Annotated in this window: 12 protein-coding genes; 3 read left to right on the forward strand and 9 right to left on the reverse strand. The window is 61.3% G+C overall.

The features are described 5' to 3' along the window. Positions 1-6: 6 nt before the first annotated feature. The 3 genes from folP to AC07VL_RS11590 all read right to left on the reverse strand — a co-directional run bounded on the left by folP (position 7) and on the right by AC07VL_RS11590 (position 3,710). The gene (gene folP, locus AC07VL_RS11580) at positions 7-840 is read right to left on the reverse strand and encodes a dihydropteroate synthase (protein ID WP_494805970.1); all 834 of its coding nucleotides are present in this window, start codon (positions 838-840) and stop codon (positions 7-9) included. A gap of 104 nt (positions 841-944) precedes the next feature. After that, positions 945-2,825, reverse strand: a complete 1,881-nt coding sequence (gene ftsH, locus AC07VL_RS11585) for an ATP-dependent zinc metalloprotease FtsH (RefSeq protein ID WP_290604777.1) — start codon at positions 2,823-2,825, stop codon at positions 945-947. Positions 2,826-3,026: 201 nt separating this feature from the next. Then, positions 3,027-3,710, reverse strand: a complete 684-nt coding sequence (locus AC07VL_RS11590) for an RlmE family RNA methyltransferase (protein WP_034757436.1) — start codon at positions 3,708-3,710, stop codon at positions 3,027-3,029. A gap of 42 nt (positions 3,711-3,752) precedes the next feature. Here AC07VL_RS11590 and AC07VL_RS11595 point away from each other — a divergent pair, with 42 nt between their 5' ends. Beyond that, positions 3,753-4,223 carry a YhbY family RNA-binding protein gene (locus AC07VL_RS11595; protein WP_010397237.1) on the forward strand — a complete coding sequence of 157 codons (471 nt, stop codon included), beginning with the start codon at positions 3,753-3,755 and terminating at the stop codon, positions 4,221-4,223. 104 nt (positions 4,224-4,327) lie between these two features. Here the strand turns inward: AC07VL_RS11595 and AC07VL_RS11600 are convergent, their stop codons facing one another. From AC07VL_RS11600 to AC07VL_RS11625, 6 genes are all read right to left on the reverse strand, one after another. Beyond that, positions 4,328-4,771: a DUF4149 domain-containing protein gene (locus tag AC07VL_RS11600; RefSeq protein ID WP_494805971.1), complete on the reverse strand. Its 444-nt coding sequence runs from the start codon at positions 4,769-4,771 to the stop codon at positions 4,328-4,330. Next, positions 4,771-5,247, reverse strand: a complete 477-nt coding sequence (gene greA, locus AC07VL_RS11605; protein ID WP_034757428.1) for a transcription elongation factor GreA — start codon at positions 5,245-5,247, stop codon at positions 4,771-4,773. Before greA ends, AC07VL_RS11600 begins: the two co-directional genes overlap by 1 nt. Before the next feature lie 160 nt (positions 5,248-5,407). Beyond that, positions 5,408-8,638, reverse strand: a complete 3,231-nt coding sequence (gene carB, locus AC07VL_RS11610) for a carbamoyl-phosphate synthase large subunit (RefSeq protein WP_290604780.1) — start codon at positions 8,636-8,638, stop codon at positions 5,408-5,410. Beyond that, positions 8,631-9,809: a glutamine-hydrolyzing carbamoyl-phosphate synthase small subunit gene (gene carA, locus AC07VL_RS11615; RefSeq protein WP_494805972.1), complete on the reverse strand. Its 1,179-nt coding sequence runs from the start codon at positions 9,807-9,809 to the stop codon at positions 8,631-8,633. Before carA ends, carB begins: the two co-directional genes overlap by 8 nt. 295 nt (positions 9,810-10,104) lie before the next feature. After that, positions 10,105-10,512: a GlcG/HbpS family heme-binding protein gene (locus AC07VL_RS11620; protein WP_494805973.1), complete on the reverse strand. Its 408-nt coding sequence runs from the start codon at positions 10,510-10,512 to the stop codon at positions 10,105-10,107. Positions 10,513-10,571: 59 nt separating this feature from the next. Beyond that, on the reverse strand, positions 10,572-11,483 hold the full coding sequence (locus AC07VL_RS11625; protein WP_494805974.1) for a patatin-like phospholipase family protein: 912 nt from the start codon (positions 11,481-11,483) through the stop codon (positions 10,572-10,574). 160 nt (positions 11,484-11,643) lie between these two features. On the opposite strand from AC07VL_RS11625, the gene AC07VL_RS11630 reads away from it, so the two are divergent. Then, the gene (locus tag AC07VL_RS11630) at positions 11,644-12,303 is read left to right on the forward strand and encodes a hypothetical protein (RefSeq protein WP_494805975.1); all 660 of its coding nucleotides are present in this window, start codon (positions 11,644-11,646) and stop codon (positions 12,301-12,303) included. Beyond that, positions 12,300-12,587 carry a barstar family protein gene (locus tag AC07VL_RS11635; RefSeq protein WP_494805976.1) on the forward strand — a complete coding sequence of 96 codons (288 nt, stop codon included), beginning with the start codon at positions 12,300-12,302 and terminating at the stop codon, positions 12,585-12,587. The genes AC07VL_RS11630 and AC07VL_RS11635 overlap by 4 nt, the downstream gene beginning before the upstream one ends. Positions 12,588-12,836: the final 249 nt, after the last annotated feature.

Here is a 12,836-nt window from a genome sequence, read left to right on the forward strand (position 1 = left end):
ACAGGCTCAGTGCGCCATGCGCCAGACCTTCAGGGCATCGACGGTTTCCGCGACATCATGCACACGGATAATTTCTGCACCTTGCGCTACCGCAGCCAGGGCGCCGGCGATGCTGCCGGCCAGGCGCTGCCCGACGGGACGGCCCGTGACGGCGCCGACCATGGACTTGCGCGACAGGCCGGCCAGCACGGGCAAGTCCAGCTCGCTGCGCAGCTGGCGCGTGGCGCGCAGCAAGGCGTAATTCTGTTCCACCGTCTTGCCAAAACCGAAGCCGGGATCGACGCACAAACGCTCGCGGGCGATGCCGGCCGCCACCATGGTGTCGACCCGTTCGCGCAGGAAGGCGATGACTTCGCGCACCACGTCTTCGTACTGCGGCTGCTGCTGCATGGTTTCCGGCACGTTTTGCATGTGCATGATGCACAGGGCGCAATCGCTGCCCTGCACGGCCTCGATGGCGCCCGGCGCGCGGAAACCGTTGATATCGTTGATCATGTCGGCGCCGGCCAGGATGGCTTCGCGCATCACTTCGGGCTTGTAGGTATCGACGGACAGGGGCTTGCCGCAGTCGCGCAAGGCGTACAGCACGGGCATGACGCGCGCAAGCTCCTCGCGCAGCGGCAGCGGCGGCGCGCCGGGGCGGCTCGATTCGCCGCCGATGTCGAGGATGTCGGCGCCGTCAAGCATCATCTGCTCCGCGCGCGACAGGGCAAATTCCAGGTGCTGGTACTGGCCTGCGTCGGAAAAGGAGTCAGGCGTGATGTTGAGGATACCCATCACCAGCGCCTGCGCGCCCGACAGGTTGAAGCCGAAACGGCCGAATTGCAAATAGTGTCGCATTTGAAACTTTATAGTCATCAAGGAAACCTGGGGCGCCAACGAAAAAGGGCAAGGATCGCTCCTTACCCTTCGATTTCACGCCACCAATCAGGCGGTGGTCGCTATCAGGCTGGCGCCGTCACGTTCGGCGAGATGCCGCCCGTGCCGCTGTCGCCCGCATTGCGGCGCGGCGGGATGACTTTCGGTGGACGCGGCTCCAGGCCGGCCATGATGTCATTGATTTGCTCTGCATCGATGGTTTCCCATTCCAGCAAGGCCTTGGTCATCATTTCCACCTTGTCGCGGTTGCTTTCCAGCAAGGTACGCGCCAGGGCGTATTGCTTGTCGAGGATGTTGCGGATTTCAGCGTCGACCTTTTGCTGGGTCGCTTCCGAGATCGTCTTCGTGGCGCCACCGAAGAAACCTTCGTTTTCGCTGTCTTCGTAGACCATCACGCCCATGCTGTCGGACATGCCGAAGCGGGTCACCATGGAGCGGGCCAGCTTGGTGGCGCGCGAGAAGTCGTTCGAAGCGCCCGTGGACATCTGGCCCACGAAAATCTCTTCGGCAATACGGCCGCCGAACAGGATGGAAATTTCTTCCAGCATCTTGTCCTTGTAGGCGGACAGGTTGTCGTGTTCCGGCAGCTGCCACGTCAGGCCCAGGGCCCAGCCGCGCGGCATGATCGTTACCTTGTGCACGGGATCGGCCTTCGGCAGCAGCTTGGCGACGACGGCGTGACCGGACTCATGGTAAGCCGTATTGCGGCGCTCTTCCTCGCGGATGATCATCGATTTACGCTCGGGACCCATGTAGATCTTGTCTTTCGCGTCTTCGAAGTCGATCATTTCCACCAGGCGCTTGCTGCGGCGCGCGGCGAACAGGGCCGCTTCGTTGACCAGGTTGGCCAGGTCCGCGCCCGAGAAGCCGGGGGTGCCGCGGGCCAGGATATCGGCTTTCACGTCGGTACCGATAGGCACCTTGCGCATGTGCACGTTCAAGATCTGTTCGCGGCCGCGGATATCGGGCAAGCCGACGGACACCTGGCGGTCGAAACGGCCCGGACGCAGCAGCGCCTTGTCGAGCACGTCGGCGCGGTTGGTGGCGGCCACGACGATGACGCCGGAGTTCGCCTCAAAACCGTCCATCTCGACCAGCAGCTGGTTCAGGGTCTGTTCGCGCTCGTCATTGCCGCCGCCCATGCCGGCACCGCGGTGGCGGCCGACAGCGTCGATCTCATCGATGAAAATGATGCACGGCGAATGCTTTTTCGCGTTTTCGAACATGTCGCGGACACGGCTGGCGCCCACGCCGACGAACATTTCCACGAAGTCGGAACCGGAAATCGAGAAGAACGGCACCTTGGCTTCGCCGGCGATGGCGCGCGCCAGCAGGGTTTTACCCGTGCCCGGAGGACCGACCATCAGCACGCCGCGGGGAATGCGGCCGCCCAGTTTCTGGAACTTGCTCGGGTCCTTGAGGAAATCGACCACTTCGTTGACTTCTTCCTTCGCTTCGTCGCAACCGGCGACGTCGGCGAAGGTGACGGTGTTGCTGGCTTCATCCATCATGCGTGCCTTCGACTTGCCGAACGAGAATGCCCCGCCCTTGCCGCCGCCTTGCATCTGACGCATGAAGAAGACCCACACGCCGATCAGCAGCAGCATGGGGAACCAGGAAACAAAAATAGTTTGCAGGAATGACGCTTCCTCGGGCGGACGCACGTCGAAATGGACGCCATTGTCACGCAGGTCGCCGATCAGGCCCTTGTCGAGGGTGGTGGCGGTGGTACGCACCTTGGTGTCGTCCATCAGCTTGGCGGTGATCGACGAACCTTCGATCACGACATCCTTGACGCGCTTGGCTTTGACTTCATCCAGCAAATCGGAATAAGCGATGGCCTTGCTGCCGCCTGTGGCGCCATGACTGTCGAATTGCTTGAACAGCATGAACAACAGCAGCAATACGACTACCCAGATGGCAGATTTGGAAAACATGTTATTCACGAAGACTCCTTGGATGCAGTGCGCATCTCTTTACCTATAGCTAGAAACACGATTTTACTCGCAATAAGCGGGCCGTGCCAAAGCCCGCCGATCCGTGCGCGCGAAAAAACCGCGTTCACGCAAAAAAGTGCAGTATAAACAATTTAGGCTTTTACGCCATTGCCGCCAGCGCACTTCTCGTTCCCATGTGCGGATTCGGCCTTAAATATCAAGGGCGGAATCGTCTTCTTCCACGGCATTTTTCAGCGGATTCTTGATTCCACGTCCCATCAGGAAGATTTCCGAGGATTTATCGCGGCTGGCCTTGGGCTTTTTCTGCACCACGACCTTGAATTCGGCGCGGAATTTCTCCACGATCTGGCTGAAACCCATGTCTTTAAAGCATTTCACCAGCAAGACGCCCGATGGTTTCAAATGCAGTTGCGAAAATTCGATGGCCAGGTCGATCAGGTGCTCCATGCGCGCGGCATCCGCCGTGGCGATGCCCGACAGGTTGGGCGCCATGTCCGACAGGACCAGGTCGACCTTGCGCCCCTGCAACACCACTTCCAGCTGGCGCAGCACGCGCGCCTCGCGGAAGTCGCCCTGGATGAAGTGGAAATCGGCGATCGGCTCCATTTCGAGCATGTCCAGGCCAATCAAGGTACCATTGACCCCGCCGCCGTCCTTGCCGGCCAGCTTGCGCCGCGTGTACTGGGCCCAGCTGCCAGGAGTGCAGCCCAGGTCGACAATCACCTGGCCAGGTTTGATCAGTTTCTCGTCTTCATCGATTTCTTTCAGCTTGTATGCTGCCCGGGCGCGGTAGCCCTCTTTTTGCGCCAACTTCACATAAGGATCATTTATGTGGTCGTGCAACCAGTTTTTGTTTAATTTCTTCTTTGCCATTCGCGTAGAATACTGCTTTTAAGGGAATTACTAAATATTATTATGCTAAAACTTACACCCGTAGAGCGCAGCGCACTGCGCGCCGAAGCACACGCGCTGAAGCCTATCGTCATCATTGGCGAAGCGGGCTTGACACCTGCTGTCCTCAAAGAGATCGACCTTGGCCTGGATTCGCACGGCCTGATTAAAGTCCGCGTGTTCGGCGACGACCGCGAAGCCCGCGTCGGAATGTACGATACGATTTGCGGCAATCTCGGCGCCGCCCCGGTACAACATATTGGCAAACTGCTGGTAATCTACCGTCCGAAAAAAGAAGTGGTTAAGGAGAAGGTCAGCGCCGGCAAAGGCATGCGCGAAGTGACCATCGTCAAGGCCAGCGCCAGCGGTACCAAGCGCCCCAGCGTGACGAAAGTCATGATCAAAGGCAATGAGCGCGTCACCGAAGGCGGTTCCATCAAGCGTGCCAAGCCACGTCAGAAGAGCGCCAAGAAAAGCGCACTGGGCAGCAAGTAAGCCTGTTCACCCGGCCACCGCAAGGCGGCCGGGCTTGAAACGAGAAGCGGAGCACGGGATATCCCCTGCTCCGCTTTTTTCATGCACACTTTACTTACATCAAGTTACTGTTGTTTCCAGATCAATACGCCCGCCAGCACGCTCTGCACGGCAAAGATCAGGGTCGATACGCCATGCAGCAGGCCGAAGCGGCTGCGCATGGCCTCGTCCATGAGGCCCGACGGCGCCTGCGCCTTGAGTTCGGCCATCAGCGGCGTGATGCCGAAATGGCTGAGCAGCGCGCACACGAGCATGGACAGCACCAGCGCGCCCAGCAGGCGGCGGCGCTTCAGTTCCAGCGCGCCGGGGCTCCATTGCAGCAAGGCCAGCAATACCAGCGCGCAGGCGATGGACAGCCACGCCTCGGCGCGGAACATGCTGCCGGCGATGTTGCCTGCCAGCACGCGGTCGCTCAGCGTACCGAACAGGGTGGGCGCCACGATGAAGCCGATGGTCCACAGGCTGCCCGCCCACAGGGTGGCAACGAGGATGCGCACGCGCGTCAGCATCAGATGTACAGTACTTCCAGGATTTCGTATTCGCGCGGGCCGGACGGCGCCTGCACTTCCACCACGTCGCCGGCGTACTTGCCGATCAGCGCGCGGGCGATCGGCGACGTCACGGACACCTTGTTCATTTTCAGGTCGGCTTCATCGAGGCCGACGATCTGGTACGTGACTTTCTGGCCCGATTCCAGGTCTTCCAGGTTCACGGTCGAGGCAAACACGACGCGGCCTTCCGCGTCCAGCGCCGTCGGGTCGATGATTTGCGCGGCGCCCAGCTTGCCTTCGAGCTCGGCGATGCGGCCTTCGACGAAGGCCTGGCGTTCCTTGGCGGCATCGTATTCGGCGTTTTCCGACAGGTCGCCGTGCGAACGCGCTTCGGCGATCGCATCGATGACGATGCGGCGTTCCTTGGTCTTCAAATGATGCAGCTCTTCCTTCAAGAGTTCTGCGCCGTATTTGGTCAATGGGACTGAGGTCATGTTATCTCTACTATCTACTAGTTATCGGCGCCGTTGCCAGTGTTTTGCCACTGTTATCGGATGCACCAAGCGAAAACCACAGAGGCCGCGCGCTATTCTGCACGGAACTCTGTGGTTGAAGCTTGCAGTGTACCGCCTAACGGCAGTCACTGCAAATAGCTTAGTGCAAGGTCTTGTGCAGGCCTTGCAAATCGTACACGCGCAACTCGTCCAGGTGGCGGATGCCCTCGACGGCCGCTTCCGCGCCGGCGATGGTCGTGTAGGTCGTCACGCGCGAGGCCAGGGCCGACGTGCGGATGGCCCGCGAATCGACGATGGCGCTGCGCTTTTCTTCCACGGTGTTGATCACCAGCACGATTTCATGGTTCTTGATCATGTCGACCACGTGCGGACGGCCTTCGATCACCTTGTTCACTGGCGTGACGGCGATGCCGGCAGCAGCGATCACGGCGGCCGTGCCCTTGGTGGCAACCACGGTGAAACCGGACTCGACCAGGTCACGCGCCACTTGCACGGCGCGCGGCTTGTCCGACGCTTTCACGCTGATGAAGACCTTGCCCGATTTTGGCAGGTTCACGCCGGCGCCCAGTTGCGATTTCACAAACGCTTCGCCGAACGTCAGGCCCACGCCCATGACTTCGCCCGTCGATTTCATTTCAGGGCCCAGGATGGTGTCCACGCCCGGGAACTTGACGAACGGGAACACGGCTTCCTTGACGCTGAAGTATGGCGGCACGACTTCCTGCGTGATGCCCTGCGAGGCCAGCGACTGGCCGACCATGCAGCGGGCGGCGATCTTCGCCAGTTGCAGGCCCGTGGCTTTCGACACGAAAGGCACGGTGCGCGAGGCGCGCGGGTTGACTTCCAGCACGAAGACGACGTCTTTCATTTCGCCATCGATCTCCTGCTTCTGGATGGCGAACTGCACGTTCATCAGGCCGACCACGTTCAGGCCCTTGGCCATCAGCGCCGTCTGGCGTTTCAGCTCTTCAATGGTTTCCGCTGCCAGCGAGTACGGCGGCAGGGAGCAAGCCGAGTCGCCCGAATGGACGCCAGCCTGTTCGATGTGTTCCATCACGCCGCCGATGAACGTCGTTTCGCCGTCGGAGATGCAATCGACGTCGCACTCGATGGCGTCGTTCAGGAAGCGGTCCAGCAACACGGGCGAATCGTGCGACACCTTGACGGCTTCGCGCATGTAGCGCTCGAGGTCGCGCTGCTCATGGACGATTTCCATGGCGCGCCCGCCCAGCACGTACGATGGACGCACGACCAGCGGGTAGCCGATTTCCTGTGCCAGCGCCAGGGCGTCGGCTTCCGTGCGCGCCGTGCGGTTAGGCGGCTGGCGCAGTTCCAGGGCGTGCAGCATCTGCTGGAAACGCTCGCGGTCTTCGGCCGCGTCGATCATGTCGGGCGAGGTGCCGATGATGGGCACGCCGTTCGCTTCCAGGTCCAGCGCCAGCTTCAATGGCGTCTGGCCGCCGTACTGCACGATCACGCCCACGGGTTTTTCGATGGCGACGATTTCCAGCACGTCTTCCAGGGTCAGGGATTCGAAGTACAGGCGGTCCGAGGTATCGTAGTCGGTAGAAACCGTTTCTGGGTTGCAATTGACCATGATGGTTTCGTAGCCGTCTTCGCGCATGGCGAGGGCCGCGTGCACGCAGCAATAGTCAAACTCGATACCCTGGCCGATACGGTTCGGGCCACCGCCCAGCACCATGATCTTTTTCTTGTCGGTCGGATTCGATTCGCACTCTTCGTCGTACGTGGAATACATGTACGCCGTGTCGGTCGAGAATTCCGCCGCGCAGGTGTCGACGCGCTTGTAGACGGGACGGATGCCCAGCGCATGGCGCTGCTGGCGCACGGCCGTGTCGGTCGTCTGCAGCAAAAAGCCCAGGCGGCGGTCCGAGAAACCCTTCTGTTTCAGCTTGTACAGGGTGTTCTTGTCCAGGTTTTCCAGCTTCTGCGTGTCCAGCCACAGTTCCAGGTCGACGATTTCCTTGATCTGGATCAGGAACCATGGGTCGATCTTGGTCAGCTGGTGCACTTCTTCCATGGTGAAGCCCTGGGCAAACGCGTCGCCCACGTACCAGATGCGCTCGGGACCGGGTTCGCCCAGTTCCTCTTCGATCTTTTCACGGTCCTTGGTCTTCTCGTTCATGCCGTCCACGCCCACTTCCAGGCCGCGCAAGGCTTTCTGGAACGATTCCTGGAAGGTACGGCCGATGGCCATCACTTCGCCGACGGATTTCATCTGCGTCGTCAGGTGGTGGTCGGCGGTCGGGAATTTCTCGAACGTGAAACGGGGGATCTTGGTGACGACGTAATCGATCGACGGTTCGAACGAGGCCGGCGTGGCGCCGCCCGTGATTTCATTGCGCAGCTCGTCCAGGGTGAAACCGACGGCCAGCTTGGCGGCGATCTTGGCGATCGGGAAGCCCGTCGCTTTCGATGCCAGCGCCGACGAACGCGATACGCGCGGGTTCATCTCGATGACGATCATGCGGCCATCGACGGGGTTGATCGAGAATTGCACGTTCGAACCGCCCGTGTCGACGCCGATCTCGCGCAGCACTGCCAGCGAGGCATTGCGCATGATCTGGTATTCCTTGTCCGTCAGCGTTTGCGCTGGCGCCACCGTGATGGAGTCGCCCGTGTGCACGCCCATCGGGTCGAGGTTTTCGATCGAGCAGATGATGATGCAGTTGTCCGCCTTGTCGCGCACCACTTCCATCTCGTACTCTTTCCAGCCCAGCAAGGATTCCTCGATCAGCAACTCTTTCGTCGGCGAGGCTTCCAAGCCGCGCTTGCAGATGGTTTCGAATTCTTCCTCGTTGTAGGCGATGCCGCCGCCGGAGCCGCCCATGGTGAACGATGGACGGATGATGGTCGGGAAGCCCAGCGTGCGCTGCACGGCCCACGATTCTTCCATCGAGTGCGCCACGCCGGAACGGGCCGAACCGAGGCCGATCTTGGTCATCGCGTCCTTGAACTTGGAACGGTCTTCCGCCTTGTCGATGGCTTCCGGCGACGCGCCGATCAGCTCGACGTTGTATTTCGCCAGCACGCCATTGTTGAACAGGTCCAGGGCGCAGTTCAGCGCCGTCTGGCCGCCCATCGTCGGCAGGATGGCGTCAGGACGCTCCTTGGCGATGATGCGCTCGACGACCGACCAGGTAATCGGTTCGATATAGGTCACGTCGGCCATTTCCGGATCCGTCATGATGGTCGCAGGATTGCTGTTGACCAGAATGACCTTGTAGCCCTCTTCGCGCAGGGCCTTGCACGCTTGCGCGCCGGAATAATCGAATTCGCAGGCCTGGCCGATGACGATCGGGCCGGCGCCAATAATCAGAATACTTTTGATATCTAAACGTTTAGGCATTTTTCTTTTTCTCCTCCGCAGCCATCAGGTTGATGAAGCGGTCAAACAGGTAAGCAACATCCATCGGGCCCGGCGACGCTTCAGGGTGGCCCTGGAAGCAGAAGGCCGGCTTGTCCGTGCGGGCAAAGCCCTGCAGGGAGCCGTCGAACAGCGATTCATGGGTCACGCGGCAGTTCGCGGGCAGGGTTGCCGCGTCCACTGCGAAACCGTGGTTTTGCGAGGTGATCAGGACCTGTTTCGTTTCCAGGTCTTGCACCGGGTGGTTGGCGCCGTGGTGGCCGAACTTCATCTTCAAAGTCTTCGCGCCGGAAGCGATCGCCATGATCTGGTGGCCGAGGCAGATGCCGAAGGTCGGGATGCCCTTTTCGATCAACTCCTTGGTCGCCGCGATGGCGTAGTCGCACGGTTCCGGGTCGCCGGGGCCGTTCGACAGGAAGATGCCGTCCGGGTTCAAAGCCAGGGCGTCGGCGGCCGTCGCTTGCGCGGGCAGCACGGTGACCTTGCAGCCGCGCGCCGTCAGCATGCGCAGGATATTGCGCTTGACGCCGTAGTCGAAGGCGACCACGTGGTATTTCGCGTCCGCGTCGGCCAGCTGGCCATAGCCTTCGCCCAGGGTCCATTCCGTTTCGCGGTATTCATACGGCGCCTTGGCCGAGACGACCTTGGCCAGGTCCATGCCGGCCAGGCCGGGGAAGGAGCGGGCAAGTTCCAGCGCTTGCGCGGCGGACGGTTCGTTGCCTTGCGTGCCGACGAGAATGGCGCCGCCCTGTGCACCTTTTTCACGCAGGATGCGCGTGAGCTTGCGTGTATCGATGCCGGCGATGGCGACGATATTTTCAGCTTTGAGGTAGTCGGACAGGGAAAGGGTGGAACGGAAACTGGATGCCAGCAATGGCAGATCGCGGATGATGAGGCCAGCGGCGTGAACCTTGGAAGATTCGACGTCTTCCGGATTGACGCCCGTATTGCCGATATGGGGATAGGTCAGGGTGACCATCTGGCGGCAATAGCTTGGGTCGGTAAGGATTTCCTGATACCCGGTCATGGAGGTGTTGAACACCACCTCGCCCGTGGTATGACCGGCGGCACCGATCGAAAAACCTTTAAAGATCGTTCCATCAGCAAGCGCTAATATGGCTGGAACGGCAGGGCCAGAAAAAAATGGCGGCAAGGGCAACTCCTGATAAAGTTACCGTAGCTGCGCCACGTCAGACCGACCGCCTAGATACCCGAGCTGCATGCACTCAGGGCGTTTCAACGGTCATTTTGAATGAGGGGATGGGTAGTCGCTACGGTATATGTGTGATTGGCTAAACCTTTGAATTATAACCAAAAGGAAGCTTTTCCACAAGGAAGAAAATGTGGAATGGGCGGCATTTTTTTGCGCAGCAGCATAAAACCTGCGCCCCATGAAAAAAGCCGCCCGGCTTGCGCGGGGCGGCTGGTTCTGCAACTGTGGCTACTACTTAGGCCGTCAGGGCCGCAATGCCCGCTTTCGCGATTTGCGCGTCCTCGGCAGACTTAACGCCCGAGACGCCGACGGCGCCCACGTAGTGGCCTTCGAACACGATGGGCACGCCGCCTTCCAGCAGGCCGTCGATTTCCGGGGCGCTCAGGAACGACACGCGGCCGCCGTTGATCATCTCTTCATAGATACGCGATTCGCGGCGGCCCAGCGCGGCCGTCTTGGCTTTCGACGGGGCAATGTGCGAGGAAATCGGCGCCACGCCGTCCATGCGCTGCAGCCACAGCAGGTGGCCGCCGTCGTCGACGATGGCGATCGTGACCGCCCAGTTATTCTTGACCGCTTCCGCTTCGGCGGCGGCAGCGATTTTCTTCACATCATCCAGGGTCAAAACCGGTTTCGATTGCATGGGGCATCCTTGTTATGTTGAAGCAAAATTGTATACGAAATGCGCAGCGGCGCGATCGCTTACTGCTCGCGCTTGGCCTTCAGCTTTTGCTTGAGCTGCGCCATGACGGCAAAGGTCGCCTGCTCGCCCGCCAGGATGGCCTGGTTGCGGCTGTTGAAATCGTTGCCCTTCATGGTGCCCAGGCTGGGCTGGATCACCACGTCCGCATCCTTCAATTCGAACTGGTTGATGCGCTGGCCCATGATGGCGAAGGTCTGCATGATGACTTCCATCGAGCTGATGGCTTTTTGCGTATCCGTTTGCGATGAGATATTCACGGCGATGATGAAGTCGGCGCCCATATCGCGCGCAAAGCGCACGGGCACGGGAGCGACCAGGCCCCCATCGACATAGGTGTGGCCGGCGATCGTCACGGGCTGGAACACGCCGGGCACGGCCGACGAGGCGCGCACGGCCATCCCGGTGTTGCCGCGCTGGAACAGGATGGGCTGGCCATTCTTCAGGTCGGTGGCCACCACGCCAAACGGGATTTTCAGCTTTTCCAGCGGCACGCCGCCGACGGCCTTGTTGACATAGCTTTGCAGGGCCTCGCCCTTGAGCACGCCGGACGACTTGCCGAACAGGGGCAAGGCCCAGTCGGAAATGGCCGCCTCGTCCATGTCGAAGGCCATTTTTTGCAGGGCGAAGCCGGAATTGCCCGCCGCATACAGGGCGCCCACGACGCTGCCGGCGCTGGTGCCCGTGACGATGTCGGCATGGATGCCCTGCGATTCGAGCGCCTTGATCACGCCGATGTGCGCGAAGCCGCGCGCCGCGCCGCCGCCCAGCGCCAGGCCGATCTTGATCTTGCGGGGCGTGACGGCGATGGGTTCGGGCGGCGTCAATACTTGGACGGGTTTCGGGGCGGTGGTATCGCAGCCGGCCAGCACGAAGGCGGCCAGGGCAAGCAGGGTCAGGCGTTTAGGGAACATAGTGGCAGGAGAGAACCGCACGCGGCAGTAAAAAGAAGAGCCGATTGTAGCGCAAGCACGGACGCGGGCGCTGAAGGCCGTCTTAAATGTTTATAGTGACAATGTTCGTGCGCACCCGCCCGGCTGCTAGACTGGCGCCTGGTTTTTTACTTGCCCCAACATGTCAGAATATCAATTTTCCGATAGCCGCGCCCTGGGCGCTCCATTTTCACAACAGTTGGCAGCCCATCCGTCCGACGGCGCCCTCGCCTGGCTGACCGCCGTGCTGGCCACGCAGGCGCCCGCGCTGCGCTCCTCGAACGTCATCCTGCTCGCCTACACGGGCAATCCGGCCGCCCTGGCGTGGATCGAGGCTAATATAGCGTCGCCCGTGGCAACACAATGGGGCGTGGCGGCAGCCCTGCTGGGTACGCCGTGGCCGCAAATCGTTGACTGGCTGCAACGCGGCGGCCCACACCGGCTGATGGCGCTCGATACCCTGCTGGCCTACCGCAAGCCGGCCGTCAACATGGCGCCGCTGGAACAGATCGCCGCGCCCGTGCTGCCCCAAGCGCCCGCGCGCGCCGAACTCGACGCGGCGCTGGCCGCCTGCCTGGCGGCATCTTCCACGCCGCGCATCCAGGCTGCCATCAACTCGATCAACAAGCATGTGGACGAGATCCTGCGCGGCGGCCCGCGCGGCGTGGCCGTGGCCGACTTGCCGCGCCTGTATCTCGACCCGACACCGTTCCAGCACGCCACTGCCATCCTGGAGCGCCACGAAACGGTGGCCGCCGGCATGCGCGAAAACCTGCAGAACTTGCTCAAGGGGATAGTGTGAGCCGGCAAGCCCTCGTGACGATCGACTTGAGCGGGATCAATTCGGCGCGCCCCTTGCATGCCGCCCTCGCCGCCGCGCTGGGCTTCCCTTCCTTCTACGGCATGAACTGGGATGCATTCCACGATGCCATCACGGGCCTGGTGGACATGCCGCAACAGCTGGAGCTGCGCGGCTGGCCCGCCTTCGCGGCACGCCTGCCCCGCGATGCAGCCATCCTGCAACGCATCCTGGCGCGCATGGCGCAGGAAATGCCGGACGTGGCGGCGCAAGTGCAGTACGTGTGACACAGGGCGGCGCCAGGAAACGCTTGACAGCCCGCCCCAACCTCCCTTACATTGGATGCATGTCCTCCTTCAACCATCCATCCCCTTCCCTGCTGTCGCTATCGCGACTACTACTAGCACGCGCATAAGCTTGCCGCATTGCTTCGCCTGGCCATCCGCCGGCGTGTTTCAAGAACCCTGGAAGGTTTGATGATGTTTGCACCATCCCCCGCTGCACCCGTAATTTCTGACGCGACCGCCCCCGCTGGC

The organism is Janthinobacterium sp. GW821-FHT03C08, assembly GCF_059420905.1.

What these genes read in the sequence shown, in the direction of transcription:
- greA (WP_034757428.1), bottom strand. Translation starts at nt 5,247, where the DNA reads ATGACCTCAGTCCCATTGACCAAATACGGCGCAGAACTCTTGAAGGAA.
- AC07VL_RS11630 (WP_494805975.1), top strand. Translation starts at nt 11,644, where the DNA reads ATGTCAGAATATCAATTTTCCGATAGCCGCGCCCTGGGCGCTCCATTT.
- AC07VL_RS11620 (WP_494805973.1), bottom strand. Translation starts at nt 10,512, where the DNA reads ATGCAATCGAAACCGGTTTTGACCCTGGATGATGTGAAGAAAATCGCT.
- carB (WP_290604780.1), bottom strand. Translation starts at nt 8,638, where the DNA reads ATGCCTAAACGTTTAGATATCAAAAGTATTCTGATTATTGGCGCCGGC.
- AC07VL_RS11595 (WP_010397237.1), top strand. Translation starts at nt 3,753, where the DNA reads ATGCTAAAACTTACACCCGTAGAGCGCAGCGCACTGCGCGCCGAAGCA.
- AC07VL_RS11600 (WP_494805971.1), bottom strand. Translation starts at nt 4,771, where the DNA reads ATGCTGACGCGCGTGCGCATCCTCGTTGCCACCCTGTGGGCGGGCAGC.
- folP (WP_494805970.1), bottom strand. Translation starts at nt 840, where the DNA reads ATGCGACACTATTTGCAATTCGGCCGTTTCGGCTTCAACCTGTCGGGC.
- AC07VL_RS11590 (WP_034757436.1), bottom strand. Translation starts at nt 3,710, where the DNA reads ATGGCAAAGAAGAAATTAAACAAAAACTGGTTGCACGACCACATAAAT.
- AC07VL_RS11625 (WP_494805974.1), bottom strand. Translation starts at nt 11,483, where the DNA reads ATGTTCCCTAAACGCCTGACCCTGCTTGCCCTGGCCGCCTTCGTGCTG.